Origin of the sequence: Shewanella baltica, assembly GCF_900456975.1 — a bacterium.
Taxonomy (GTDB): domain Bacteria; phylum Pseudomonadota; class Gammaproteobacteria; order Enterobacterales; family Shewanellaceae; genus Shewanella; species Shewanella baltica.
Window position 1 is genome coordinate 2,535,503 of record NZ_UGYM01000002.1, and the last position, 25,436, is coordinate 2,560,938.

The 25,436-nt window shown below is 45.1% G+C and carries 24 protein-coding genes and 2 pseudogenes; 7 read left to right on the forward strand and 19 right to left on the reverse strand.

Translation table 11 applies throughout. The features are described from left to right. Positions 1-34 precede the first annotated feature (34 nt). The 3 genes and pseudogenes from DYH48_RS11325 to DYH48_RS11340 all read right to left on the reverse strand — a co-directional run bounded on the left by DYH48_RS11325 (position 35) and on the right by DYH48_RS11340 (position 3,458). Positions 35-1,217, reverse strand: a pseudogene (locus tag DYH48_RS11325) (IS3 family transposase). 257 nt (positions 1,218-1,474) lie between these two features. Further along, positions 1,475-2,218, reverse strand: coding sequence for a toll/interleukin-1 receptor domain-containing protein (locus DYH48_RS11335; RefSeq protein ID WP_115334825.1), 744 nt, complete (start codon positions 2,216-2,218; stop codon positions 1,475-1,477). A 73-nt stretch (positions 2,219-2,291) separates the two neighbouring features. Beyond that, positions 2,292-3,458 carry a DUF6932 family protein gene (locus tag DYH48_RS11340; protein ID WP_115334826.1) on the reverse strand — a complete coding sequence of 389 codons (1,167 nt, stop codon included), beginning with the start codon at positions 3,456-3,458 and terminating at the stop codon, positions 2,292-2,294. 192 nt (positions 3,459-3,650) lie between these two features. Between DYH48_RS11340 and DYH48_RS11345 the strand changes: the two genes are divergently transcribed. Further along, a complete protein-coding gene (locus DYH48_RS11345; protein WP_115334422.1) occupies positions 3,651-4,541 on the forward strand; it encodes a tyrosine-type recombinase/integrase in 891 nt (296 codons plus the stop codon). Continuing rightward, complete coding sequence (locus DYH48_RS11350) at positions 4,538-5,623, forward strand: IS91 family transposase (protein WP_115334421.1); 1,086 nt, start codon at positions 4,538-4,540, stop codon at positions 5,621-5,623. The genes DYH48_RS11345 and DYH48_RS11350 overlap by 4 nt, the downstream gene beginning before the upstream one ends. 253 nt (positions 5,624-5,876) lie before the next feature. Here DYH48_RS11350 and DYH48_RS11355 read toward each other — a convergent pair whose 3' ends face one another. Together DYH48_RS11355 and DYH48_RS23965 are read right to left on the reverse strand one after the other, a co-directional pair. Continuing rightward, positions 5,877-6,272 (reverse strand): DUF6228 family protein, encoded by a 396-nt coding sequence (locus DYH48_RS11355; RefSeq protein ID WP_115334827.1) that lies wholly within the window; start codon positions 6,270-6,272, stop codon positions 5,877-5,879. A gap of 351 nt (positions 6,273-6,623) precedes the next feature. Continuing rightward, positions 6,624-6,839, reverse strand: a pseudogene (locus DYH48_RS23965) (IS91 family transposase); the annotation flags it as partial. A gap of 2,360 nt (positions 6,840-9,199) precedes the next feature. On the opposite strand from DYH48_RS23965, the gene DYH48_RS11365 reads away from it, so the two are divergent. Continuing rightward, positions 9,200-10,138 carry a LysR family transcriptional regulator gene (locus DYH48_RS11365; protein WP_006087342.1) on the forward strand — a complete coding sequence of 313 codons (939 nt, stop codon included), beginning with the start codon at positions 9,200-9,202 and terminating at the stop codon, positions 10,136-10,138. A 113-nt stretch (positions 10,139-10,251) separates the two neighbouring features. Here the strand turns inward: DYH48_RS11365 and DYH48_RS11370 are convergent, their stop codons facing one another. Then, on the reverse strand, positions 10,252-10,743 hold the full coding sequence (locus DYH48_RS11370) for a VOC family protein (protein WP_006087343.1): 492 nt from the start codon (positions 10,741-10,743) through the stop codon (positions 10,252-10,254). Positions 10,744-11,449: 706 nt separating this feature from the next. Between DYH48_RS11370 and DYH48_RS11375 the strand changes: the two genes are divergently transcribed. Both DYH48_RS11375 and DYH48_RS11380 read left to right on the forward strand, forming a co-directional pair. Beyond that, a complete protein-coding gene (locus DYH48_RS11375) occupies positions 11,450-11,797 on the forward strand; it encodes a helix-turn-helix domain-containing protein (RefSeq protein ID WP_115334829.1) in 348 nt (115 codons plus the stop codon). Continuing rightward, complete coding sequence (locus DYH48_RS11380; RefSeq protein ID WP_115334830.1) at positions 11,794-13,056, forward strand: type II toxin-antitoxin system HipA family toxin; 1,263 nt, start codon at positions 11,794-11,796, stop codon at positions 13,054-13,056. Before DYH48_RS11375 ends, DYH48_RS11380 begins: the two co-directional genes overlap by 4 nt. Before the next feature lie 202 nt (positions 13,057-13,258). Here DYH48_RS11380 and DYH48_RS11385 read toward each other — a convergent pair whose 3' ends face one another. The 4 genes from DYH48_RS11385 to DYH48_RS11400 form a co-directional block, all read right to left on the reverse strand. Next, positions 13,259-13,714, reverse strand: coding sequence for an NUDIX hydrolase (locus DYH48_RS11385; RefSeq protein ID WP_012197542.1), 456 nt, complete (start codon positions 13,712-13,714; stop codon positions 13,259-13,261). 120 nt (positions 13,715-13,834) lie between these two features. After that, the gene (locus DYH48_RS11390) at positions 13,835-14,272 is read right to left on the reverse strand and encodes a GNAT family N-acetyltransferase (RefSeq protein WP_014358086.1); all 438 of its coding nucleotides are present in this window, start codon (positions 14,270-14,272) and stop codon (positions 13,835-13,837) included. Positions 14,273-14,579: 307 nt separating this feature from the next. Next, the gene (locus DYH48_RS11395) at positions 14,580-16,157 is read right to left on the reverse strand and encodes a PepSY-associated TM helix domain-containing protein (RefSeq protein WP_115334831.1); all 1,578 of its coding nucleotides are present in this window, start codon (positions 16,155-16,157) and stop codon (positions 14,580-14,582) included. After that, entirely contained in the window at positions 16,154-16,453 is a 300-nt protein-coding gene (locus DYH48_RS11400) for a hypothetical protein (RefSeq protein WP_115334832.1), read from the reverse strand. The genes DYH48_RS11395 and DYH48_RS11400 overlap by 4 nt, the downstream gene beginning before the upstream one ends. A gap of 422 nt (positions 16,454-16,875) precedes the next feature. Here DYH48_RS11400 and DYH48_RS11405 point away from each other — a divergent pair, with 422 nt between their 5' ends. Continuing rightward, complete coding sequence (locus tag DYH48_RS11405) at positions 16,876-18,933, forward strand: TonB-dependent receptor (protein ID WP_012197546.1); 2,058 nt, start codon at positions 16,876-16,878, stop codon at positions 18,931-18,933. A gap of 412 nt (positions 18,934-19,345) precedes the next feature. Here the strand turns inward: DYH48_RS11405 and DYH48_RS11410 are convergent, their stop codons facing one another. The 6 genes from DYH48_RS11410 to DYH48_RS11435 are packed head-to-tail and all read right to left on the reverse strand — an operon-like array spanning position 19,346 to position 22,970. Then, complete coding sequence (locus DYH48_RS11410) at positions 19,346-19,705, reverse strand: hypothetical protein (RefSeq protein ID WP_115334833.1); 360 nt, start codon at positions 19,703-19,705, stop codon at positions 19,346-19,348. After that, positions 19,695-19,910, reverse strand: a complete 216-nt coding sequence (locus DYH48_RS11415) for a helix-turn-helix transcriptional regulator (protein ID WP_006082023.1) — start codon at positions 19,908-19,910, stop codon at positions 19,695-19,697. Before DYH48_RS11415 ends, DYH48_RS11410 begins: the two co-directional genes overlap by 11 nt. A 60-nt stretch (positions 19,911-19,970) precedes the next feature. Continuing rightward, positions 19,971-21,239, reverse strand: a complete 1,269-nt coding sequence (locus tag DYH48_RS11420) for a tyrosine-type recombinase/integrase (protein WP_115334834.1) — start codon at positions 21,237-21,239, stop codon at positions 19,971-19,973. Then, positions 21,240-21,464, reverse strand: coding sequence for a hypothetical protein (locus DYH48_RS11425; protein WP_006082025.1), 225 nt, complete (start codon positions 21,462-21,464; stop codon positions 21,240-21,242). It abuts the gene before it with no gap. Next, positions 21,454-22,137, reverse strand: coding sequence for a replication protein P (locus DYH48_RS11430; protein WP_115334835.1), 684 nt, complete (start codon positions 22,135-22,137; stop codon positions 21,454-21,456). Before DYH48_RS11430 ends, DYH48_RS11425 begins: the two co-directional genes overlap by 11 nt. Then, complete coding sequence (locus DYH48_RS11435; protein WP_115334836.1) at positions 22,134-22,970, reverse strand: helix-turn-helix domain-containing protein; 837 nt, start codon at positions 22,968-22,970, stop codon at positions 22,134-22,136. The genes DYH48_RS11430 and DYH48_RS11435 overlap by 4 nt, the downstream gene beginning before the upstream one ends. Positions 22,971-23,127: 157 nt before the next feature. Between DYH48_RS11435 and DYH48_RS11440 the strand changes: the two genes are divergently transcribed. Then, positions 23,128-23,397, forward strand: coding sequence for a hypothetical protein (locus tag DYH48_RS11440; RefSeq protein WP_115334837.1), 270 nt, complete (start codon positions 23,128-23,130; stop codon positions 23,395-23,397). Between the two features lie 138 nt (positions 23,398-23,535). Here the strand turns inward: DYH48_RS11440 and DYH48_RS11445 are convergent, their stop codons facing one another. The 3 genes from DYH48_RS11445 to DYH48_RS11455 form a co-directional block, all read right to left on the reverse strand. Further along, positions 23,536-24,273 (reverse strand): hypothetical protein, encoded by a 738-nt coding sequence (locus DYH48_RS11445; protein ID WP_115334838.1) that lies wholly within the window; start codon positions 24,271-24,273, stop codon positions 23,536-23,538. A 165-nt stretch (positions 24,274-24,438) separates the two neighbouring features. Then, positions 24,439-24,765 (reverse strand): hypothetical protein, encoded by a 327-nt coding sequence (locus DYH48_RS11450; protein WP_115334839.1) that lies wholly within the window; start codon positions 24,763-24,765, stop codon positions 24,439-24,441. Between the two features lie 5 nt (positions 24,766-24,770). Then, positions 24,771-25,394, reverse strand: a complete 624-nt coding sequence (locus DYH48_RS11455) for a toxin YdaT family protein (protein WP_115334840.1) — start codon at positions 25,392-25,394, stop codon at positions 24,771-24,773. Positions 25,395-25,436: the final 42 nt, after the last annotated feature.

Here is a 25,436-nt window from a genome sequence, read left to right on the forward strand (position 1 = left end):
GCGGAGCTCGAAAACACTAGGAATACTGTAGTGATCAACTAAATTTGGCCACAGCTTTAGAATCTTCCCAAAATCTTCGCTCCGATTCATTTGGGCTCAATCCTGCATTGTAATGATGTGGCCTAACTTCACAGTAATAACCAATGATGTAATCGGTCACATCTTGTTTAGCTTCGCTAAAACTCTTGTAGCCTTGTATCGGGAGCCATTCCGTTTTTAAACTTCTGAAAAACCTTTCCATTGGCGCATTATCCCAGCAGTTACCGCGACGGCTCATGCTCTGGCTGATTTGATATTTCCACAGCCGCTGACGGTATTTCAGGCTGGTATAATGGCAGCCTTGATCTGAATGAAATATCAAGTTTTTAGGCTTCCCACGAGATTCAAAGGCCATATCTAAGGCCTTCACCGTTAACTCAGTATCCGGTGAAAATGACATCGCCCAACCGATGGCTTTTCTCGAAAATAAATCCAGCACAACCGCTAAATAACACCAACGATTACCCGCCAAAATATACGTCACATCGCCACACAAACGGTGTTTGGTTCGACAACTGCAAATTGTCGTTTGAGTACATTTGGGATGGTCACATGCTCATTTTCAGCCTTCTTATAGCGATGCTTGGATTGTTGGCAACTCACTAAGCCAAGCTTTTTCATTAACCGAGTCGCCCGATAACGGCTTAACGTAAAGCCACGTTCAGAAGCGATGGTGGCTATACTTCGCGCACCCGCAGACTCCTTACTTTCAGCATGTATCGCTTTGATTTCACATTCTAAACGCCGCTGCTCAGGCGTCACCACAAGCTCACAGCTTGCCCAATAACGGTAGCTACTTCGGTTCACGTTGAATACGTGACATAACACTGAAATAGGGTATTTATTGCTCTGATTGAGTTTCTCGATTATCGAGAAGTGTTCAGCGAGTCCGACATCAATAGAGCCGTAGCCTTTTTTAAGATTTCTTTCTCGAGATTTATCCGCTCAATTTCACGTTTAAGTGCCCTGATTTCAATCTGCTCAGGTGTCATGGGTGAGGCTTTAGGAGCAAGCCCTTGGCGCTCAACCTGAAGCTGTGTTACCCACTTACTGACTGTCGATTTACCCACGTTCATGGCTTTCGCGGCCGCTTCTTGTGTGTAACCTTGATCTATGACTAATTGAGCTGTTTCAAGCTTAATGGCGGCGCTATATCGTGCACGTTTACTTTTATTCATGTTGTCACCTAAATGGGTTATGAGGGGATCATAACATTTCTTATTAGGTGGCCAAATTCACTATGCCACTACATACAGCAAGCGCTGAGTAACGAGTATCTTAAGAAAGCAGGACTATATTCACTGAGAGATGGATGGATCGCAGTTCATTACCCTAACCAGAACGTTTAGGTTAGGTATTCTAAATGAACCGCCCTGTTCGGAGCCGCATGCAGGGTGGTGTGGGGGCTGGAGGCTAGATACCTGCGGCTACCCGATTATGCATCTATGACTCCATGATTGACTAGATAGTCGAAACCATCGTTTGTTACCGAGTATCGACCAATTAAGTCGCTTTTCACGAGCCCTTCTTTCTCGGCCTGACTTAGGTAACGCTCCAACTTTAGACGGTGCATATCCGTGAGATTATTAATAACCCCAATTGCTAATGTATCGTAAGGGCTGTTTTCAAACGCTGCAGCAATAGCTGTCATTGCCGCTTTAAGACCATCTGCAGTTCTATCAGGCTTAGACCCCTGTAGCGGTTTAAACGGACTTACCCCGATTTCAGGCTTTTCATACAACGGAGCATTTAAAAGTGCTCTGATTAATTCATCGAGTGAATATTCAACTTCAGTGTCGTTGGAAAAGTTAATATAGAGCTTTGTTTGCAGAAAAGTTGGAAGTACCGTAGAAGAGGATTGCCTAACAACTGGAATTATTTTATTGCTGTCGATTTTTTTAAGTAGTGACGCAGTTACAATCATTTTTTCGTAACCTACACCTCCTTCACCAGCATTGGCTTTTGCAACATAAGCTTCTGAACAAACAATTATGACGAAGTCACATTTAGCTAATTCTGTTTCCATGAAATGTGGCAGGTCGTCGCCAGGCCGCAAGTCCCACTGATCGAGTACGGCATCTATCCCGCGATGACGTAAGGTCGATGCAAAATCCAGCACCCAGCTTTTGTGCTCAGCTGAGTCATGCGAATAAGAAATAAACACTCTAGGTGGAACCATTTTCAACAATCCTTGGTGATGCAAACTCTTGATACCTAACGCTTTTCAGGTGCGCCGTAGGCATCACTTGGAACTACTTGTAGGCCTTACCAGCCTTAATCTTTGCGATATACTCTCTCATGAACACAGCTTTATTTGACTGTAAATATGGGAGCCACATTTGATTGATAACATCTTTTTTAATCATGTTGTTATGGTCAAAGATGTTATTACTATGTTGAGTTAGAATTCTTGAAGTACTATTGAAACCTTTTATTCCTGCTTGACCAAACAACGGATCTAAACCTAGCCAGCTTTTTCTTGGCATCCACTTCACCCATTGATCATTAGGTGCTTTTTCATTTCTCACTCTACCAACTTTAAGCCCCTCACAGGAATCCCAGTCGTAATTTTCATTCAAAATACTACCAGTCAATATGATTGATTCAAAAGTCACTGGAGGCATCTCGTCGAAACCTTCCAAATACTTTCCTATTACGTATGTACCAAATGAATGTGCAATTATTGATATGGGTGCATCGTATGTTCTGTGAAGATCATATATCCAATCCCGGAAGCGATTCATTATATCACTTCGGCCCGAATCACTTAGTAATACTTCAGGGGTTTGAAATCCATAGTTGAAAGGGGCTACGATCCAGCCTCTACTACTGAAGATAGGCATTATATCGCTGTTCCATGCGGCTGTAGTATTCAAACCATGTATTGTAACTAACACTCCTTCCGGCTCGTTTAGATCAACAATTTCACGATTGCAATACGCCCTTTTTACGATTTCATAGTCGTCATCATCTGGCATGTGTCGTACTGTCCAGTTTTTATTTAGCCCCAACAAATCAACTTGAATTATCCCTTTTTCTTGACCATAACGCCCATGTGAAAATAAGTATATAAATGAATCAACAATTTTCGGTTCATCTTCAGAACAAAACATTACATCCGTTCTTTTTCCACCGACAATCAATCTTTCGCCATTACGTGGAATATGTTCTTTTTTACCAAACACAATGACTGCATCGAAATCAGATGGAGTATCCGTTGAAGTTATAAATGAACCGCCGATAAAGACATATTTAGCATTCCTTTCTTTTGCGAAGTCAAAAATGTCAGTAATCGTTTTGTAGAAGAGAACCCTTTCATCATCTCCTTCACAAAACCTTTCTAAGAACATTTCGCCTGAACATCTATGTATGCCTTCAGGCAATACTCCGTTATCTTTAAATTGTGGAATACTACTCAATCTAAACTCCATAATATTTGGTGCAGAGGCCTAACGCTCGCAGAAAGCGCCGCGCTTTTCGCGGTCGCATTTACTGCGCTTGTTGAACGAAGCCGCTTTGCGGCAGGAACAAGATAAAGCCATCCTTTTGCCCCTCATCCTAAATACTTGCTAGACGCGACCTGCTTCGGTCGCAAACCTAGGAGTATCATCATGGACATTCACGAACAACAACGCTTTGATTTACTTTATGAACAACATCTTACCAACTTAACCTTGCAAGGCAAGCGGCCTGCAACCATTGATGCCTATAGCCGAGCTATACGCCGTATTGCGGCATATTTTGACTGCTGCCCCGATACCCTGACCACCGATGATTTAAAACGCTATTTTGCTGATTTGATTGCCTCACATTCATGGAGCACCGTCAAACTCGATCGCAACGGTTTGCAGTTTTTCTACTTTCACGTCCTCAATAAATCTTGGCAGTGGCTTAATATTGTTAAGCCACCACAGGTGAAACACCTGCCCGATATCCTGACGCCCTGCGAGGTCGCGATGGTTATCAGCCTCACGCGTCAACTGCGTTATCAGGTTTGTTTCTTAACCCTGTACAGCATGGGATTGCGCCTTGGTGAAGCGATTTCATTGCAGGTCGGGGATATTGATGCAGGACTCATGCAGGTGCATATCCGTGATGCTAAAGGTGGCAAGGATAGACTGGTGCCGTTACCTCAACGCACCTTGTTAGCTTTACGCTATTATTGGCGCACCCACCGTCATCCTCGTTTGTTGTTTCCGGGTAAAGATAATCAACCTGATTCACTCATGGACAGAGGCGGGCTCCAAAAAGCCATGAAGCAAGTCATTTCCGAGTGCAACATTCATAAAGCCATCAGCCCGCACAGTCTACGCCACAGTTATGCCACCCATTTACTGGAGCAAGGACTCGATTTGCGCTCAGTGCAAACACTGCTTGGCCATCACAGCCTGAATACCACCGCCCGTTACACGCGGCTCACTGATATCACCCGTAAAAATACCTGTGAGGCAATTAACCAACTGACCAACGACTTAGCTTTGAGGTGGGAGTGTGGGTTATGAGCCAGTTTATCGATATTTTACGCCAACATCTGGCGGATTTTCGGCGGCGTTATGCCCATCAAATCACCCCAGAAATACATGCTGCTATCCATGCCATGCTCAGCTGTCGTTGCAACACGGCGAGGGTGAGTTGCTGGGATTGTCAAACCTGCGAGCAACAGCTTGAGTTTCCGCTCTCTTGTGGTCATCGTAGTTGCCCACAGTGCCAACACGGCACCACATGTGACTGGCTGAGTAAACAACAAGCCAAGTTATTACCGGTGAATTATTTTATGGTGACCTTTACCTTGCCGTTTGAATTAAGAGCCATAGCGAAGTCGCAACCCGAGCCGTTCTATCACGCCATGTTTACCGTGGCAGCGAGTGTACTCAAAGACTTTGCCGCACGCTCCCCTAAGCTCAGTGGTGACATCGGCTTCACCGGCGTACTGCATACTCACAGTCGGCGCAGAGACTACCATCCACATCTGCACTTCATTATCCCAGCAGGGAGCTACCACTCAGGCAAGCGGCAATGGCGCAAGTGTCAAACCCATTACTTATTTAACGCCTTTAATCTTGCCAAGGTGTGGCGAGCACGTTTACTGGCTTATCTGAGTGACACGCTTCAGCTTAAACTGCCACATCAATCCCAGTCGAAATGGGTGGTCGATTGTCAGTTCGTCGGTAAAGGTGCTCCTGCACTGCAATATCTGTCGCGCTACCTTTATCGGGGCGTTTTACCCGACAGCAGTATTTGTCGTCATGTCGATAATCAGGTGAGCTTTACCTATCAAGACAGTCAGACTCGCTGCCAACAAGTACGCAGCTTGCCCGCGGTCGAATTTCTGTGGTTGATATTACAACATGTGTTACCCAAAGGATTACGGCGAGTACGAGACTATGGCTTACTGCGAGGCAATGCCAAAAAGCTACGGCAACAAATCCAACTAATGTTGGCTGTCGCAGGTGCAGTGTTCCCCATGTTACCTGAGGTCAAACGTACCTTAGCCGTGCGCTATTGCCCTTGCTGCCATCAAGCTATGCATTTTATGGGTGTTCATATGCGTCATCGACCGACAGGCGCTAATATCACCGCTTAAGGCGAGAAGTATAAGGATAACGGGTTAACCAAACAGAATGAGGACTCGATAACAGCTTGATGAACAAGTGATAAAAATATTAGCTCGTTCGCTAAGGGCGGGTCATGTCTGCAAAAAAGTCTCTTTCAAAGTACGACCTTAGCACCCTCAAATTCTCAATCAGCTATTTGCATAATAAAGTGTCAACAACCAGCATCGGGCTTGTTCAACACTTGGGATAAGGTCGCGGCTACGCGCGGCCTATCCTTATTTGTTAGGTGCGTGCATGATTGAAAAACCGTTCTGCTTGCTTAGCTAAACTTGGTAGTTGACCAAAATCAGTTACGATACTTGAAGTAACCTTCCATTCTTCTGGATGTCCGTGCATGTCCCTGAGCTGGAATGAAAAGCGAACCTCACCCAATGAAGAACAAGTAGTAGAAATACTAAATTGATCTTCTAGTGACTTCCATTCGATTGCAGATTTCCAAGGCGATTTAAGCGAAGCAAGCTTCTTTAACCAATTTAAAATACCCAATTCATCCGTGTAAGTGCAAACACGAGCCGTTGCTGTAACAACGCCAGTGAGTTGCACAGTAACGTATTCAGATTCAAGCGATGAGAACTTGAGTGAGTTATTTGATATTGATGAGTCTATCGAAAATTCCATTTACTCTTTAGCACCTAACGTCTTAGTATTTATGCGCTGCGCTGTTTGCAGGGCATAAATCGTTTGTTGGACTTGGCCGATGCCACATACGTGTGAATGGGTATGAATGATGCTATAGGAATATGCTTTTTTGCGGTAGCAGTTTTTTATACAGTTTGATGGGTAATCACTTGATATCGTTTTAGCTTTCTCATTTTTTACGCTCACTTTCGACTGATTATTGACCTTGGTTGACAGCATTTAGGCCCCACATTCAGGCTGACTCTCGTACCCCATCGCCCCACTGGCTTGTGCCTATAGGGCTGGTTACTTTTCACTGTCGGTCATTCCTCTTCGTCTTTAATGGCATGGTTATCCTGACATTCGTACTGGCTGACTTTGGTTGTTAATCATCACAAATCCCTGCGGTTTTATCAGCCCAATAAACTGCAAATGACCTAACTGGCATTGCGGACATGACCACAAACAGTCTTCTTTAACCAAAGGCCTCGCCAATATCACCAATGGATTGTTTGATTGCAACTTGATTAGCGCAAGCTTTTTGCGGTGGCAAGCATTGGTTAAGTACTGCGTAAAATCACAGTTATGACATACAGCACTAACCGGTGAGTAAATTTTGAATGATTTAGTTGTCAGTTAAGTGATTTGGGGATAAACCTAGAACGAAACGATATGCCTAGGTGGTGGCACTCAGATGTATTCAAACTAAAGGTAGGTTTCTCCCCTCACTGTTCTCCGCTTTATAGTGACTCGCTTACCAAGAGACGCAAAATATCGGCCCATTCAACAAAGATCAAAGGATCACAAAATCGATCTGTTCAAGTTGGTATATCCGAGCACACCAATTTTTTGGACTCCTGAGAAAATAAGAATAATAAGCAAATAAAATCAATACTATAAATAGTGTTTGAAATTATGAACGCCCCTTAAAAACCCTCAAATAAAACAACAACCAAGCCCTCTAAAATTCTCATATGTAGTGAAGCACTGCGTGTCGCTGCCCCCGCAATCAACCGAGCCGGAAGGACCCGCGATGATAATGGTTCGCATCTATATCGAGTTGCGAGTGATTCTCATCACCATAAGGTGTCGCGTTCTGCTTCAATCAAACCGTGAGCATCGGCGAGGCACAAAATCCGCCCATCTGAAAATCAAAATTCCTCATAATTGCACATGATCATCGCTCCATTCCTATCCATGCAGGATGACTAATATAGGTAAAGAGAACGAGCTTGGCACTCGGCTAAAGTAAGCCAAGTCCTAGACAGCTACTGTTCACCTAAAACAGTCTAAAACCTTAGCTTTCACCCTATTCTCCCCACTGCCAACATTTAACACTAAAGAAACAAACGCACGCTATTGCATCCTCCACTAGGGTTGATGCAATGACTCGTCTGTAGCCTTACTGCTGCATGGGCTAGAGTGCTCCCAACTTTTTGAGGCTATCTAGGGATTATCTAGGCCGCATCAAAAAACTGTTGAACCATATTGGTGCAACACATTGAACAACACCCATCAAATTAAAACATATCAATAACAATTCAAACTAAGGCAGCATGAGCCTAAAAACGCGTTCAATCACTCAGAAACAGTGTGCAGATCATCCCACTTTGCCTGCTTTTAATGACCAAAAACGGCGAGCGGATAGCACCCAAGCAGGATGAGGCAACGACCTAAACCGTGAGCCGAATAGAAGGATCCATTTAAGCGCCATCAATTCACCCAGAACTACCAAAAAACTCACCTTTTGCCCTACCCTTTACGCCCCTCAAGCGTTAACACAAAAGCAACAAAAGCGAGTCATTGCATCCTCCTGTAGGGTTGATGCAACGACTCGCCTGTAGCCTTACTGCTGCATGGGTTTGAGTGCTCCCAACTTTTTGAGGGGATCTAGGGATTATCTAGGCCGCATCGAAGCACGGTTGAACCCTAATGGTGCCCCCCCCCTATCCCCAAATAACATACCAGTAACAACTAAGGCTAAGAAAACGTGCGCTATTCTCACTCGCCATCGTCGCACAAAGCCCTATCAATGCCAGCTGCACCCACAATCATCAGCAAATGCTTGAACGACTAACGCACCTGCAGGTAAAGCAGCTGACAAAACGTAAACATGCACATTGATGCTAGGTATCAACACTTATCCGCCTAACTAATCTCCCTGCCTCACAAAGACTATTTAGCCAGCGTGAGATTAGCGGACACATCGGCAGGTAAACACAGCAGGATCATAGGACCAGACGGAACAACACCCTTAGGTACCGGCGACATAGATCACCGGCATTAACGTATTACAGCCCACAGCTCATGAAGTTCATTGGGATTGGTTAAAGCTGACTACATGGTATGAAGCGTAAGGTGATCGAGTGACACGTCTGCAGGTGAAAAAAGTGGTCTAAGAATAGGTTAAACCGAACGCACGATTGAACTGGATTAGTCTTAACTTAACCTGTAAATATTCAAATCACGATGCAATTAGACCCGATAGATGGCTTTAACCCACTTCTACCCAAAGTTTGCCGCAGCTCGAAGTTCAGGCATTTGTTATCTGATAATTTGAGATACATAATGTAATGACTACCAAAGAGTAAGGTGTGATCATGAGGGATTTGATAAACCGTTACATTGAATCAGACTTGCCTAGTCTGGTTCACGCGCGAACGCGATCATTTTTCATGAGCTTTGGGCTAACAAATCTTTGCCCTATTCTTGGTTAGAGTAGAACCCCTAACTCATACTGCTAGTGCGTATTTGCCCTACCTCAAGTTATCCGTAAAAGTCAGCCTTTATAAAATTATTAGCCGTTTTGTAATCTAATCTCTAAATCTTTTCATTAACCTATTTGACTCTCTCTGGTTGAAGTTCGTCATGAGTTTGTGGTTCTCTCTGAGCGATAGGGACACAAAGGGTGATTTTCAGTATAATTAATGATTATTGAAAATGTATTTATTAATAATTATTGGTTTCTAACTATGCTCAATCCTATTTGGCTTAACACTTTTAAAACATTGGTCGATGTTGGACACTTCACCAAAACGGCCGAATTGCTCCACATGACGCAACCTGGGGTAAGCCAGCACATAAATAAACTAGAAGCTGCATGCGGTTATCCTCTAATAAAGAGATTTAACAAAAAGTTTGAGTTAACAATCTATGGGCGTAAAGTTTACGATTATGCTGTCAAACATTTTGAAGAAGAGTCTGAACTATTACAGAATTTGGCACACGACGAACCTTTCCGAGGTCGCTGTACTATTGGCTGTTCGGGAACTTTCGCCTGGTTGATTTATTCAGAATTACTTTCTTTGCAAACGAGTTATCCAGACTTATCCATTGAGTTAGAAGCAACACCAAACCAACGTATATTTGAGCAAGTACTACAGGGAAAATTGGATATAGGTTTAGTGACAAAAGAACCCAATCCTAAATATTTTGCGAGCCGTATTATTGGTGCGGAGTGTCTTGCTCTTGTGCTGCCACTTTCCGCAGACGAAAACTTATCTATAAATGAATTGTTAATGGAGTTGGGAGTAGTTCGTCATCCAGATTTGGCTCACTATTTCCAAACTTATGTTAATCAAGCCCACAATGATTTACTTAGTTTGGTCGATTTAGAGAATGTTTCGACACAAAGCTACATTAACCAAGTGCATCAAATATTGGTTCCTATAGCTAAGGGTATCGGTTTTACGGTGGTTCCTCGATGGTGCGTCAACCTGTTCGCAGCCAAAGAACAGCTAAAAATATTCAATATTACCGCAGAGATACAGGAGCCTGTGTACTTGGTTAGCAAACTTAATTCACCACTTGCTAGGCGTTATGAACAGATCATTAAAGTTATCGAGAACTCTTTTGATATTGGTTGATGTAAGTTAAGAACTACTATTCAGAAGCTATTAGCTTTTTGATCTTATATCTGACCTAGGAATGAATACAAAAAGGTTGGCATCAGAGCCAACCTTTTGTTTTACGTATTTACTTATTCATAGTCTGAAGCGTAAGTGTCTTCGTAAGAATGTGAGTAGAACTCAAACAGGTTGCCAAACGGGTCTTCCAGATAAACCATTTGTGCTTGTTTTAGCTCGTTTTCTGGATGGTAACGCATGATGTCCATCCGAACTTTACCGCCATACTCTTCAACACGTTTGATTGCTGTATCAAACTGCTCTTTAGGTAGCTGTAAGCAGAAGTGGAAGATACCTAGGCGAGCGAAGTCTACTTCATGACGTTCTTGACGATCTTTCATCTCAAACAGTTCAACGCCGATACCATCTGTTGTTACCAAGTGAGCGATGTTAAAGCCTTTAAAACCTTCACCGAATACCGCAATGCACATACGGCCAATCGCAGATTCTCGTTCTTCAATCACTTTAGTCTTGTTCATTACAATACGAAGACCTAGCGCTTTAGTATAGAATTCAACCGCTTTGTCCATATCACCAACCATAATACCTACGTGATTCATTTTCATAATGTGCTCCAATACATTTCTTTTTGTAACTATCGTTTCGATAGAATGGAATATATGGCTTAATCATTAGCAATTAAAATTATCGATATTTATAAAAATGATAATTTTAAATTATAATAAAGGTAAGGTGTTACATATCGCCGCCTCAGCGCGATCTAGGCTAGCACGAAAATGTCCAAAAATGAGCCAGTGAATCACTCTACACCAGACTGATTCATGCTGACCTTAAAGCAGACCCATTTCGCCCCGTTTCTTCCTTTCAACGGGGCTTTTTTTTGCCTTAGCATGAATCAGATCTCTAGAGAACTGATTCATATCCCTGTTATGCCTATTCCAACTGGTGATATCGAGAGTTGATTAGTTTGTAGCCCAAAGAGGCGTTACTAATAAAATAGCTAATCCGAATCTGGCTAATAAGGTTTTGTCCCAGAAGTGTGGTGTTAAATAACGACTCTTCAATGTCTACACAATCAAGCCGGCCTAATCACACACACCAGCGCGGCCATAATGTAGCCCGCGACAACCACCTCATCTATGACAAAATCCAATCCGATATCAACGTCACATATACAACTAATATGTTGTATCCATACGCATAAACAACAAATTGGTTGTATTTATACAAATAAACATCTCATTAGTTGTAATTAATAGTAAATAACAACTAATATGATGTTTATAAGAAAAAGATAACCGAGCCAACACCATGAAGCACCTCAGCGAATTAGCCACAGAACTCAAGCACTACCGAGAAGAATTGGCACTAAGTCAGAAAGACATGCTGCTGAACATTGGTATGTCACAGCAACAATACCAACGAATAGAAAGTGGCAGTGATACTCGCTTATCGACATTACTGAGAGTCTTGGAAGGATTAAATCTTGAAATGATGCTCGTTCCTAAACAGCACATAAGTGCAGTAAAAGCACTCATTAACCAAGCAACTTTAGAACCAGAAATTGACCGTCATTCGCCTAACAACTTAACGAGAGAGACGGGCACATCTTGGGATAAGGTCCTACATTCAGTTGATGATAAAGAAGATAACCTATGAAACCGGCTGAATCAGTAGAGGCCCTCGCGCTTTATTTAAATCATCAACGGATTGCGATACTCACCCATTATTCTGGGGGTAAAAACATTCTGAAATTTGACCCTGAATATATCGCGATGCCAAAAGCACTTCGACCAACATTAACGCTCACCCAGCTGCTAGACCCCCACTACATCGATAAAATACAAGTCAGAAAACAAAGATTATCACCGGTGCTGTCCAACTTGCTCCCAGAGGGCGCATTGCGGCATTGGATGTCAGCCGCGCTAAAAGTACATGAAAACAACGAATTTCCCATACTAGCATGGGCAGGGAACAATCTTCCTGGCGGCTTAATCGCATCAGCCATAGCAAAAGAAGATATTCCAGCTTGGGCACTATCGCCACGGGAAAGAACAGAAGCCATCGTAATCGACATCACCCACACCAGTAATAAGTTCTCACTTGCCGGTGTTCAAATGAAATTCTCGACAAGCAGAAACGATGGACGATTCAACATAAATGCCGATCAAGATGGCCAAGATAGTTGGATTATCAAGACGCCTTCAACAGTACACCGCAACGTCCCGCAAAATGAATACACTGCAATGAAGTTGGCACAAATAATCGGAGTGAACATCCCTGAAATTGAGCTCATCTCGCTTAACGCATTGGATAACCTACCTAACATCAAACTACCAGATGAGCCCACGGCTTATGCAATTAAGCGCTTTGACCGCAGTGATACGGGCCGCATTCATGCAGAGGACTTTGCCCAAATATTCGAAGTTTACGCCCATGATAAATACGGTAAATACAACTACGAAGCCATAGCTAAAGCTCTATACATGAGCAGCTACAACGGACTAAAAGACGTGCAGCAAATGGCAAGGCGGTTGCTGGCCAATATCTTGCTCGCCAACGGTGATGCCCACTTAAAAAATTGGAGTGTTATCTACCCTGATACCCAAAATGCGATACTCTCACCCGCTTACGATATTGTGAGCACCTTACCCTACATAGAAGGCGAAACCGCCATAGCTCTCAACATGAATAAACAAAAGCTATGGTACGCCATTGATATCACCACCTTCCAAGCATGGGCAACGAGAACAGGCCTACCATGGCCCGCGATAAAGGTTCATTTACTGGATGCCATGCAAAAAGCCCGTACTCTTTGGCCAAAGGCACTTGCTGAACTCCCCATGCATGAAGAGCATAAAGCGATATTAAAAGCTCACTGGGCCAAACTACATAACGACTTTAAAATCCTCTGCTAGCTAATGAAATCAGGCCCCAATAACAATATTGATTTCGGTTGTAACATCGGGGTATAGGTGTGAATCAGCTCTCCAGATATTTGATTTATCTTAAGGGAAAAAACGCCCCAGAATCTCGCAAAGGGGCACGAAGGGTAGCATGAATCAGTCTAGGTCAGAGTGATTCACGGCACGATTTAAGGCTAAATAGTCAGAACGCTTGTTAGGCGCAATGTTGGCGTTGGCTCAATACTGCACTCAAAAGCTCAGGAATCCACTTTGGTTTGAATATGTTTGGGTTCTCATTTTGCATTTCTTGAATACTCCACCATTTCCATTTTTGAATGGTGCACTTTTCTTCGTCGGTCCATTCTGCCGCGAATATATTTGAATTTATTGGGCACTCTACTAGATAGTATTTTTCTAGCCAGCGCGCAGGTGTTGAGCGTGCTACAGCATATACTTCATCTCGCTCTTTCAGAAGATGTCCAATTTTTAGAGTAAGTCCAGTTTCCTCGTATAGCTCCCGTGCGGCGGCGTCAGTGTAGCTTTCTCCTGTTTTAAGCTCGCCGCCAGCGGTTGCCCAGAATGGTGCTTGATGCTCGTCCTTGTATAAAAATAATAAAAGGCGTCCTTCGCTATCTACGATAAATAATCTCGAAGATTTTCTGACTTCCATTTCTGCTCCAAGTGAAATATGTACTTTGATTAGATTGTGCCTAACGCTCGCCTAAACGGCGAGCAACTTGTTGCGAGTCCAGCGGCCGCAGGCCACGATGTTTAAGGCGATTGTTAGAGCTCACAGCTTGATGACTGCCAACATATCTTCACCGTCTTCATCCAAACCCACTTCCTGAAAGCCAAAACTAGAATAAAAATCTTTGGCGACGGTGTTCTCAGGGTCATAACAAATTTCAATCTCTTTTACTTTGTCGTACGCTTTGATTTCATTTAGCGCCAAATTTAAAGCGGTTCTACCAATCCCTGCGTTTTGATAACGTTGATCCACCATAAAGCGCCAGATAGAAACTCTTTCAGGTGTTTCAGATACCCACATGAAAAAGCCAACAGGTTTATCGTTTTGATAGATTGCCTTACAGGTATGCCCTTGGCAGTAATGTGACTCAACCAAAGACCACATATTGCTAGCAACATATTCCTGCTGCTCATCAGTGACATCCAAGTCGCATACGGCGTCATAATTTGAACTTGTAACGTCTTCCAGTGTAATACTCATCGCGTCCATCGCTTATTTTTAGATATTTGTAATCACATATTCATGAAAACCTTAAGTTGCAGGTGGTTCAACTTTCATGACATCCACATTAGTTAATCTCGCAAAAAACCTATCCACAAATTTAAATGCCTCGTGGTCTCGTTCATAAACAGCTACATGCCACTGCATTGATCATTAATTAACTCACTAACAACATGCATAGCGATACCTTTCGAGCGGTTGTGTTTAACCAATTAGCTGCTTAATTGATGAGTGTCGCACTTCGGAGTGATGCAAATTTACTGATCCACTACAACATCCACATTGATTAAGTGCTCGCGTTCGACAATGCCCAAATACTATTTCGTTCTCCAAAATAAGCTCGCTTATAAACTTTCTGGGCGCAGAAATAAAAGCATATTGCAAAAATCAACGCCACCATATCAACTGGCCCCAAACTAGCATAAGCAATCGACTCGGATGGTGCAAACAGCGGTGAGATGAGTGTACTCACAGGGATCAATGCACAAACTAATGCTAATAACTTCAGTATATGGATTGCGGCCAACGCAGGGTTACGAACAAAACTATAAATAATCGCCCCAAAAAATATAACGTAGTAACACGCAAGATAATGACTATTGACCTGATGAGTTACCAGATAAAGCCATTTAGTCACCAAGATAGCGAAACTCACCCCCAACATTGACCCTAAACAAACACCAATTGTCAGCGATGCCATAAAACGTGTCGATGCTTGCTGCTCTGCTTGCTTTTTACGACGTTTTTCTAGCCAGAGTAAATTGCCACTATAAAACAAAAATGCCCCTAATAAACCAAAGGCAAAATACATCCAGCGACCAAAGTCACCCGCGTAATTACCAAAATGCAGAGCAAACAAACTGTTTACAATAGGACCATACGCCCCCTCACTGGCTTGATTAAGTGTGTTAAATTGCACCGCAAAGGTATAAGGGTTCAGATAAATAAAATCGCTATAGCCACCACGCATTATCTGCCCATCGGTTTTTACTTCGACAGCTAGCGCGGGATTGGTAGTTGAAAGGTTTGAAAACGCCATAGAAACAATTTGATAGCCATGGGTCATTGCACTCAATTGCTGTCGATACGTTGCCATTGATGGAAGTTCAGTAATTGAGTATTCAACATTTGAGCGTACAGGCCGTTCAAATAAAGGTTTATCACCATAAACGATACCCAACCCACCATAAAAAAAGTCGTGGAATGCAAAAACAATCACTGTCCATGCGATGATAATGTGGAATGGCAAACTGATGATACCAACGAGATTATGGCTGTCTAGCCAAAGGCGATTACTTCCCTTATTTTGCCTCAGTGCGAACAGGTTTTTGACTAAAGTAGGCAGCAAAATAATAACACCTGACACTAACGCCAAAAAATACAATAGGGCTGCCACACCTAAAACAATCACGCCTAAATCTTCATGGCCCACTTTACCGATGATGCCAGCAGTACGATGCAGTTGGTCAATTAACGTACCCAACTCATTAGTACTACTCATTTGAGTGATAATCTCGCCACGCTCAGTCAAGCTTGCATGCCGTAATTGATCATCTAATCGAATACCCCGACCGCCGCCATGTTCGTACCACTTCATTGGTGATTCATTTTCATCAAAGCTGATAATAAAACCTTCTCTAGCTTTATCATATTGGCTCAATGCCTGCGTAATTAACTCATCCAACCGCTCACTGGGTACTTGAGCTAACTGCTGATTTGACGGTATAGCCCATTGCTCAATTTGCGGTTTGAACATAGTCAATGCACCCGCATAAAAAGCAATGAATAATAGCAGTCCAGTTAATATTCCCGTCCACGTATGGATAGACTGATAAGTACGAAGCACATCTGCACGGATTCTCATAACAATGTCCATAACCCGATGAAAATAAGATAAATAGCAATATTAGCCAAGGCCAAGCCACACAAGGCTGTGGTTGCGGTCTTGAATAAAAAACTCAGTGAAACAACGGTCAACCAAATTAAACTAATTAGCCACATATTAAGCTGTACCTTCATTGGCGCATCAATTCCTCCGAGGCCAAACCAAGCAAAAACTGCCACCACTCCGTAGGCGAATGTAAGACCTAACACTCCTGCAATCAGGCTTTTTCGCCACCAATGAGGCTGAATCTTTTCAGCTTCAGTTAACCGCTTCATGACAATTCACCTCTATGTTTTACGAGCGTGACCAACGGAATGCATATCAGCAATAGCAAGACATTAAAAAACCAAGTGAATAATGCGGATATCAAACTCAAATGCTGCGACCAAAAAAATAGTGCCAATAAAAGTAAACAATATCCGATTATCAAAAATGATTTAGGTAATGACGTTCGTCTTAATCTTTGATGTTTACTCGTACCGTAAATAAGCATGATACCGATAACTGTCGCTACAAAAGCTGAAATTCCAAACATATTTACCCTGTTATTTTCATTATTTGGTAGAGGTCACAAAACCGATAAATGGTAATGTAAATGACATACATTCGCAATTGCGATTAAGGTTATTTTAATGTAAATTGTCGGCACTTCTAGCTAACACCACGCTATTCATTAATAGTCAGTCCGAGGATCTTCATGAAACACAGGGCATTTAAGAAAAATATGATTGCGGCACTTCTGTCGAGTATTAGCATGTCAACGGCTGCAGCTGCCGTCGAGATAGCGTCGGCAGATGCTATTGAAAAAATTACTGTATATGGCGAAAAAATTGAGCGCAGTTTAAAAGATACGACCTCGTCGGTATCTGTTATTGACAAAGAAACACTCGATAGCGGTCAGTATCAGTCGATTTCAAATGCTTTGTCCGAAATACCTAACGTTGTCGTACTAACAGGCTCGGTACCAGATATCCGTGGTGTCTCAGGCAATGGTTCGGCTTCAGGCTTCAACTCATTCACTGGCGGTGCTCGTGCACGCGTTTCCACTCTGATTGATGGTGTGGCAGAACCCTTTGTAGCCGATCTCACTGGCGATACAGGCTTATGGGACATTCAACAAATTGAAATATTTCGAGGGCCACAATCGACCATTAATGGCCGTAACAGTATTGGTGGCACTGTATTTATAAAAACTGAAGATCCCACGTTTGATTGGCATGGTGCCGCCCGTTTAGGTTACCGCAACCAAGATAACTATATTGATAGCGCCGTGATGCTATCAGGCCCGATTCTAGACGACGAATTAGCCTTTAGGATCAGCGGGCAAAATGTCACAGGTGAAACCTATAACAAAGGTTTGGAATACAGCACAAACCCAGCCACATTCGACCAAAATGAACTCATCACTAATCGCTGGCGCGGCAAGGTTTTATGGCAACCAAGTGCGATTGACGCTCTAAAAGTGATGTATAGCTTCTCGTTTAATGATGAGAAAGGAGATTCCGGACGTAACTACTTCACGGGAAATGACCCTTGGGCATATAACCCTATCTTTCAGCGTTATATTGAAACTAAATCGGCCACACACTCAGTAAAAATCGACTACGATCTTGGTGAAGGCAAAGCATTTGATTTAGTTGTCGCCTACATGGATTATGACTGGGGCTTTGAATCTTACGAGCCAGTAGTGACAGCACAGCAATATGTGGATATGAAAGATCAAAGTTACACTGTCGATGGTAAATACAGTTTTGGCTTAAATAACCGCGACTTGAATGGTTTTATTGGCCTATCTTATTTTGAGCGCAGCCAAGACTTTGATAGCACAGGCAGCTCAATTTATAACGGCGATGACAGTAGCACATCAACGTCTATTTACGGTGAAATCACCTATGGTTTAAATGACTCACTTTGGGTCACTCTCGGCGGTCGGGTGATGCGTGATGAACAAACACGTAATTTTTCGATGCAATACCAAGGCAATCAACTAAATGAAAACCTCGATGACGGCACCACAGTCACACTGCCTAAGTTAGTACTGCAATACGCCATCACAGATAACACGACCTTAGCCGCCAGTGCGCGCCGCGGATATAACGCTGGCGGTGGAGCATTGTCGTTAGCAGAAAGTGAATACTACTATTACGATGAAGAATTTGTTGATACCTTCGAACTTAGCTCGCGCAGTGAATTTTTAGACGGTAATGTCAACCTTAGTGCCAACCTTTTCTATAACAACTTCGATGGATATCAAGCATCTAATCAAGCTCGAAAAATTACCAATGTAGACAAAGCAGTTACCTATGGTATTGAAACAGCTCTGACTGCAATGCTTGGTAATAACTGGCAATTAACGACTGGAGTGGGCTTACTCGACAGTGAAATTAAACGAGCAGATCCTAATTATGGCGATGTTATCGGCAATCAACTGAATGCGGCACCACACGTTACAGCAAACTTAGGCATTAAATATTGGCTCAATGACGAGCTAACCTTTGGCCTATCAGGCAACTATGTTGGTGAATACTTCGCCGATATCAACAACACAGAAGACCGCGTGGCAGGTGACTATGTAGTAACTCGCTTTAGCGTCGATTATCAAGCCAACAGCTGGCGGGTGAGTGGCTTCGTGAACAACCTATTTGATGAGCAAGCATTGACAGTAAATGAGCCTCCCAGCCGCAGTTATGTGGACGGTTACGCTGCAATTATCGACCCAAGAAACATCGGTGTATCAGTGATGTATAACTTTTAAGCTATCTTGTTCACATAGACTTTTATGCTTGAAAACACCCCCTATTAAAGGGGGTGTTTTCATTATTAGTCAAACAACATACACAATCGTTCCCCTTTGCCCACCAAACTGAACATGCAAAAGTTTTCTACGACAAATGCAGTCTCTCTAACGCAGCGTGTTTGCCCAAACAAATGCATAAAGACGGATTGCGGCAAGAGCACCAAAACGATAAATCCACAAAGCAATCATTAGTAAAAGCCTAGTTTCATTGTGATCAATATAGAGATCACACCTAAGCTCAGCGCATCATTAAATGGATAATTATTTCGCATTGGTATCTGTCCGAACCTTTGATAAAATCCAGTCAACGGGTTAGCAGTCTTGGTGGACAACCGTCTAACCCGCCAGCCCTCGTAAGAGGGCGTTCCTTCTAATTCATCCTATCCAGCAGTGCCATTTCGGCTTTTCTTAGCCAGAAGATGTAAGATTTTTTGCTGTCAAATCCCATTAAGGCCCACTGCTCTTTGCAGAGGTAATGGGCACGAATGGCGCGTTTGCAGTTTATGGATAACTGCTCAACGAGCTGGTCAAAATGGGCGACGTGGGCAGGCACGTTGAGTTCGTGCTTTAAGTTGCCGCCGCCCAGCGCTTCACCTAAACGGTCGCAGGCGCTGCGGTTCGAAAACCCCTTGCCCAACTCTTGGTACACCCAATAACGGCCCCAGCGATACAGCCCTAACCGCAACGCCTTAATGTTCATCCTCTGCTCGGGTTCATCGCTAAAGCCCATTAGCCACCTCATTTATCTTCTCAATCGAAAGCTTAAACACATCAAGGCATATCGATGTCACATCGTCATAGGGCGCAGTTGTACGGCCATTTTCCCAACGTTGGTAAGTGTTGCGGCTAATGCCGTAAATCTCAGCCACTTCGTCTTGGGTCATGCCCCGTAAACGGCGCCCCACTTTCAATACATCCGCGGCGCGATTAGCCATAAATCCTCCTGTACTCAGGCCATAACCCAGTTGTTTTAATTGTAATTGTCATTGTTAGCGTCATAACCACCCCACTAACATTGGCTCGTCTGGCTCACTCGGCTCAGTGGTCGATTGGCGCATTATCTCGGGCGCCACATCATCAAACCCCAGCGTGATTAAGTGTGCGTGGTAGGCATCCAACGCCATCAACATGCCCTTATCTAAAGTGCTGTTAACGTAAGTACGTAGCAGTAACGGCAAGGTGTGATTCAAAATCCGCTCACCCACCATGGTATCTACGCCCATGTCGGCAATAATGGTGCGGCACAGTTTTCTTAGCGCGTGGGAGGTAAACGCCTTAAACCGAATCGTCTCACTCCAATACTGCGCAGTGCGAATGCTCACCGGCCCCACTTCGCCTGGGAACAAAAACGCCCGCTTGCCCACATGCGTGTATTGCCACTGGGCATAATGGGTTATCAGCTTCTTGGCTGTTGGCGTCATAGGTAAGCGATGCTCTTGGCGGTTCTTGGCATTCTCGGCCGGAATAAACCAGTAATCACCGGCAAAGTGGTCCCATCTTGCCAAGCGGGTTTCACCAATGCGGGTACCGAACATCAGCATTAACACAAACAACATCGCCACCGGTCTTGCTGCATTCCGTAGGGCGCTGAATAACGGTCCCACGTCCGACTCGCTTAATTGCGTGCCCACCAAAGGCGGCATCTTCAAACTCATTTGCACCCGATACCCCGCCAAGCTATTGCTGTCTAACACCCGTAAATCGGCCGCAACCGATAACGCCCGTTTCAACACTTTCACCGCCGCTTTGATGTAATTGGCGGAGTAGCCCTGCGCCAACATGGGTTTGATTAAATAGCTGTCCACTGCAATAAAGTTCAGCTCATTGAGCGGTAACTCACCAAAGCAACCACTGAGATGTTTACTCACTAACGATTTACAGTTACTGCGCCAGCTGTTGCTTAAGGTGCGGTTGCATTCAACATGGGTTACAAACCACGCCAGCAATTGCGCTACCGTGGCAAACTCGTTGCTGATTACCGTTTGGCCCATGCTGCGTTTTGCTAAAAGGCTAGGTAACTCGGTTAAAAAGGTCTTCAAGCACATCACTGGCCACACACCCTGTTTTTGCCACACGGTTTTGCCCGCTTCGTTCATCACTAAATACACCGAGGCTTGGCGTCTATCAGTCGAGGCCCGTAACCGCACTGCAGGAAACTGCGTGTCCCGAAAGTCCCGCGTTATCCCTGCCCGCAACCAACGGCGCAATACCGCATCGTTTAACTTGCCTTGCTCTACGCCTGTTGCTGTCATCACTTGCGCCATCTAGCCCTCCAACCGATATTCAAAGGTGTGATGGGTACCCGAGCGTATGCGCTTTACCCGCTGGTTCATCGGCATATCCCGAAACCGCGCACTTAACGCTGTCTCGCTGTCGTGAACCCCAAAGCGGTTAAAGCTTTCTTGCTGGATTTCAAACAGGGTCCAAAACCGTTTGCCTGTGATGATGCGCATCAAGCGTTCGCGCTGGGTCAGTGGTTTAGTCGCCATCGTTTGCCCCCTTAAGCCCAAGGTTGGTTCGTAGCGTGGCAATAATTGATTTGGCCTTTGCCGCCTCAGTGGGCCGCGTCACCGTTTCGGGTAGTGCCTTTGGCAACTCAACATCGGTTAACTCGCCACGGCTAAAGCGCCTGCATAACACTGTGTAATTGCGCTCAAACGTCATTAGCACGTCCTTTTCAAGCCCAGTAGCAAACATCCAGCTGCCCGTTTCGCGCACCGCTAAGCGCACCACATCATGGCTCCACGTATGCTTGTCAGGGTGATGGTAATGGCGCGTTGCCTCCTTAAACGCGGCCTCTAACTTGGGCAGCCCCAAATCACAGGCCGTCGGTTGGCACCAAAGCGCAAACTGGCGCGGTGTCGGCCAAAACTGCCTATCGCCCTGCTCGCGTCTAGCGCGATTCAGCCCCGCTTGCACTTGCTCGCGGCTGGCAATCCCCTGCGCCGCCAGAGTTTTAAGCCACTCGGCTTTGTGGGTCGCTTCGTCCTCAGGCCGCGGCGCACTCACCGGAAACAACACCCGCAACTTGCTAAACACACTGTCCACAATCGCCATGTCCATTGCCGTGGGTTCGGGTTGACTCACACGCCCCTGCCCAACCAGCGGCTGGCGGATTAAGGTCTGCAGTGATTTCATGCTCGTATTTTGGTTAGCCGTCATATCAAAGGGTCCTCAGGGTCATACACCGCATAACTCCAATCCACTTGCCCAACGGCCGCGGCCATCGGTCTTGGCAACGGCGTTAACCAGTGGCGTTCACGGATAAACTTGGTAATGCCGAGCACAAACTGGCCGTTAGCGCTAAAGCCCCAACTCGTATCCAGCGCCGCCGCCTCCTTCAACCAGCTCACCGCCAACACGCAATCGGCATCGGTCAGCTTTTCGGCCTTCCACGCTTTCCACGCAGCCGAATCCGAGCCGCCTTTGCGATGGGCGGGATACGCTTTGAAAAACGCATTGAAAACCGACTTAGCACTCGTTGCTGGACAAGAGTCTTTTAAAGATTCATTGATAGATTCAAGATTGATAGATTCTGGGTGAACCATATTCACTAGGGGTGGTGAACCACGTTCACTAGCTGGTGAACCATATTCACTAGGGGGTGAATTTGCTTCACTAGGGGGTAGTGAACCACATTCACTAGGGGGCAAATCTGCGCCATTTGGGGATAGTGAATTTGCTTCACCCCCTAATACAGCAGCGTCTCCCTTGCATTTTGGCGTCATCGGCTCAAAACGAATGTGGAAAATATTGGTGGAGTTACCCTTCTCACCCTTGCGATATTCGCGCCGTAAAAAGCCGTCGTCCTCCAACGTTTTTACGTGGTTCATCACACTGCGGCGGGTTATCTCACACTGCTCTGCAATGTTCTGGTAACTCGGCCAGCATTCGCCTTGGTCATTGGCGTTATCGGCAAGCTTGATCAACACCAGCTTGCGCAGTGGATTACCCACCTTGGCCTTCATCGCTTTTACCATCAATTCCATACTCATAAGTCACCCCCAAACGGAGCAACCCACAAACTCGAATTGACGCAAACTCTATGCTTCAGTAACATAATATTGCCTCACTTAGGTATTAAGCCCGCATCGGTCGCCAAAACTTCAGCGGGCTTTCTTATTTACAATCGACTTTAAACAGGACGTTTAAATGCCCCGACAGACACATGGAACCGTTATCGGCATAAGTAAAAACCGCAGCCGCATTGCCGTAGAACTAGATACCGACAACATCAGCGTCATGGATATTTACAATCCCAAATGCTTTGAAATTGACCACATCCTCTTTGGACCGCTTGATGTACTCGGTGGTTATTTCGTTTTCAACCAAACCGCTCAAGCAGAATATTTCGTTTATGTCGAAGCAATCTGCTGCGATCATGAAACGGCTCAGCGGCACCTGCTTCACACATTAAACTGAATCCCTACCACTCGACGAAAGGTCAAAATTTGACCACAACGCCGTATTTCAGTAACATGCAATTGCCTACCTCTCTGGCATTAAGCCCGCATCGGTCGCCAAAACTTCAGCGGGCTTTCTTATGTCTACAGCAACGGGTCAACTGCAATGCGCCCCGTTGCCCTCCGTTCGCTCGCCTTCACTGCCAAGCAAGTAAACCTTGTGCGCCAAGTTACTGCGCAACTGGCTAAAAAAATCACGCCGTTTAATGTGCACGTTGCGGCTTTTCGCTATTGCACTCATATCAGCGGCTTTAACATTAGTTGCACTCGCATCAGCCGCGCCTACATCCGCTTCCAATAGCGCAATAGAACGTTCCGCGCGTTGTTCTTCCATCAGCAGATAATTCATAATCCAATCGATGCTCACCGTCGGCAGCAACAATTGCTTGCCACTACCCAGCAAGGCCTTATCCACTATGTCGGTCGCGATAACCGCCCAACGCTCGGGGCGACTATGCTGCAATTCATCGCAGTTCCTTAACACCTCAACCATTCGGCCCACCTGCGTTCGTCTAAACAACTCCGCCGTGGTATGCCCATGAAAACAGGCAATGTCTTTGCCCATGTTCACGCCACTTAACGCTGCCCGTTCAGAGGTTGCCGCGCTAAGATCTTTGGCGTTAGGCTCAGTGCTATTAGGCATGTTCGACTTAGCTTTAAGCGCCATCGCCTTAAGCATTAACTGCTTTGCTTGCATCACGAGTAACGTCACTTGCGCGGTTTCCATCTCGGTAAGCGCGGCCACGGCGGGCCCATCATCGCTGCTAACTTGCCCATGCACCGAACACGCGGCGCCGCCCTCCAAACAACAAATTAAACATTCAGGATCAAACATCGTTATCCTCCTCACTTCATGATCTTAGGTATCAAGCCCGCATCGGTCGCCAAACTGTGGCGGGCAATTTGATAACTGCGTTTTTTACGCGCCCAGTTATCACTTAACTGATTTGTGAACATGTCATTCACTCCTTCTTTCATTTCAACAAGTCATTCAAACAAGTCATTTCAACAACTGCCATTTATGCCCATTGGCACACACGGCGCGTTTCGAGCCCGACTTGGTTTGCTTTAAAGCCAAACCGCACTGACCACACGGCACATCAGCCACCCGCTTAAGCATTACCGCATTAATCTGTGCACTGTGATCCGCGCGTTTAGGCCGATAACCTAACGCCCGCGCCACTTTTACATACTCTTTCGCAATCCATTTGCCATCGGGTTCTAAATGCAAACCGTCGCCGATCATGTCGCCCAAGCGGATCAACTGCTGATGCAACTCGGTTTTAGCACTGGCGATAACATTGATGTTCAGGTTCGATTGCGGCATCGCTATCACTTCTCGGCCGCGTATTGCGCCGCCTTGCCACCGTGACTCGCTAAATACGGGTACGCCAGCTCTAACGCTGCCATGCTCGCTTGCGTGGTTGCCGCCGACTCTTTTAACTCACGGTGCGCCGCCACTAACTGCTCGCGCTTGGGCTCCTCGCCCAAATGGATCACCGCCACTTGCGCCTCGGCGTTCTCTTTGGTGAGCGATGCCGCCATATCGGCCACATGCAACACATGGCCGTCATTCATGCGATCAGCAATTACCGTCACCCCAGTGCAACCAAATACATCGTTGAGATACTGCACCCGTAAATGCTCGGGCAGTGCTGCAACCAGTGCTTGCTCAACATGAAACAAGCGATCAGCCTGCGGATGTTGGCCCTCGTACTGACCGAGCCAACGGAACAGCTTTTGCGCATTAATCCGCGCATCGTTGTGCACATCTTGCGTGCTCGCAAAGCTAATGCCCTCCGCCGCCAACACCTCGCTTAGCCCGAGGCGCTCAACCGCCGCAACAAAATCTATCGCCAGCGCAAAGCGCGTCATCTTGGGCAACTCCAACACCCGATGAATCGTTTTCATCAACAAATTCAAACGGCTATCTTTTTTACGTGAATGGGTTTTCATGCTAATAAGCCTCTCTCTGTTAACGTGTTAGAACGGTTCACT

What these genes read in the sequence shown, in the direction of transcription:
- DYH48_RS11435 (WP_115334836.1), bottom strand. Translation starts at nt 22,970, where the DNA reads ATGAGTATGGAATTGATGGTAAAAGCGATGAAGGCCAAGGTGGGTAAT.
- DYH48_RS11445 (WP_115334838.1), bottom strand. Translation starts at nt 24,273, where the DNA reads ATGTTTGATCCTGAATGTTTAATTTGTTGTTTGGAGGGCGGCGCCGCG.
- DYH48_RS11450 (WP_115334839.1), bottom strand. Translation starts at nt 24,765, where the DNA reads ATGCCGCAATCGAACCTGAACATCAATGTTATCGCCAGTGCTAAAACC.
- DYH48_RS11440 (WP_115334837.1), top strand. Translation starts at nt 23,128, where the DNA reads ATGCCCCGACAGACACATGGAACCGTTATCGGCATAAGTAAAAACCGC.
- DYH48_RS11385 (WP_012197542.1), bottom strand. Translation starts at nt 13,714, where the DNA reads ATGGAAGTCAGAAAATCTTCGAGATTATTTATCGTAGATAGCGAAGGA.
- DYH48_RS11420 (WP_115334834.1), bottom strand. Translation starts at nt 21,239, where the DNA reads ATGGCGCAAGTGATGACAGCAACAGGCGTAGAGCAAGGCAAGTTAAAC.
- DYH48_RS11455 (WP_115334840.1), bottom strand. Translation starts at nt 25,394, where the DNA reads ATGAAAACCCATTCACGTAAAAAAGATAGCCGTTTGAATTTGTTGATG.
- DYH48_RS11365 (WP_006087342.1), top strand. Translation starts at nt 9,200, where the DNA reads ATGATTATTGAAAATGTATTTATTAATAATTATTGGTTTCTAACTATG.
- DYH48_RS11380 (WP_115334830.1), top strand. Translation starts at nt 11,794, where the DNA reads ATGAAACCGGCTGAATCAGTAGAGGCCCTCGCGCTTTATTTAAATCAT.
- DYH48_RS11425 (WP_006082025.1), bottom strand. Translation starts at nt 21,464, where the DNA reads ATGGCGACTAAACCACTGACCCAGCGCGAACGCTTGATGCGCATCATC.
- DYH48_RS11400 (WP_115334832.1), bottom strand. Translation starts at nt 16,453, where the DNA reads ATGAAGCGGTTAACTGAAGCTGAAAAGATTCAGCCTCATTGGTGGCGA.
- DYH48_RS11345 (WP_115334422.1), top strand. Translation starts at nt 3,651, where the DNA reads ATGGACATTCACGAACAACAACGCTTTGATTTACTTTATGAACAACAT.
- DYH48_RS11405 (WP_012197546.1), top strand. Translation starts at nt 16,876, where the DNA reads ATGAAACACAGGGCATTTAAGAAAAATATGATTGCGGCACTTCTGTCG.
- DYH48_RS11430 (WP_115334835.1), bottom strand. Translation starts at nt 22,137, where the DNA reads ATGACGGCTAACCAAAATACGAGCATGAAATCACTGCAGACCTTAATC.
- DYH48_RS11335 (WP_115334825.1), bottom strand. Translation starts at nt 2,218, where the DNA reads ATGGTTCCACCTAGAGTGTTTATTTCTTATTCGCATGACTCAGCTGAG.
- DYH48_RS11375 (WP_115334829.1), top strand. Translation starts at nt 11,450, where the DNA reads ATGAAGCACCTCAGCGAATTAGCCACAGAACTCAAGCACTACCGAGAA.
- DYH48_RS11395 (WP_115334831.1), bottom strand. Translation starts at nt 16,157, where the DNA reads ATGAGAATCCGTGCAGATGTGCTTCGTACTTATCAGTCTATCCATACG.
- DYH48_RS11370 (WP_006087343.1), bottom strand. Translation starts at nt 10,743, where the DNA reads ATGAAAATGAATCACGTAGGTATTATGGTTGGTGATATGGACAAAGCG.
- DYH48_RS11390 (WP_014358086.1), bottom strand. Translation starts at nt 14,272, where the DNA reads ATGAGTATTACACTGGAAGACGTTACAAGTTCAAATTATGACGCCGTA.
- DYH48_RS11410 (WP_115334833.1), bottom strand. Translation starts at nt 19,705, where the DNA reads ATGGGCTTTAGCGATGAACCCGAGCAGAGGATGAACATTAAGGCGTTG.
- DYH48_RS11415 (WP_006082023.1), bottom strand. Translation starts at nt 19,910, where the DNA reads ATGGCTAATCGCGCCGCGGATGTATTGAAAGTGGGGCGCCGTTTACGG.
- DYH48_RS11350 (WP_115334421.1), top strand. Translation starts at nt 4,538, where the DNA reads ATGAGCCAGTTTATCGATATTTTACGCCAACATCTGGCGGATTTTCGG.
- DYH48_RS11355 (WP_115334827.1), bottom strand. Translation starts at nt 6,272, where the DNA reads ATGGAATTTTCGATAGACTCATCAATATCAAATAACTCACTCAAGTTC.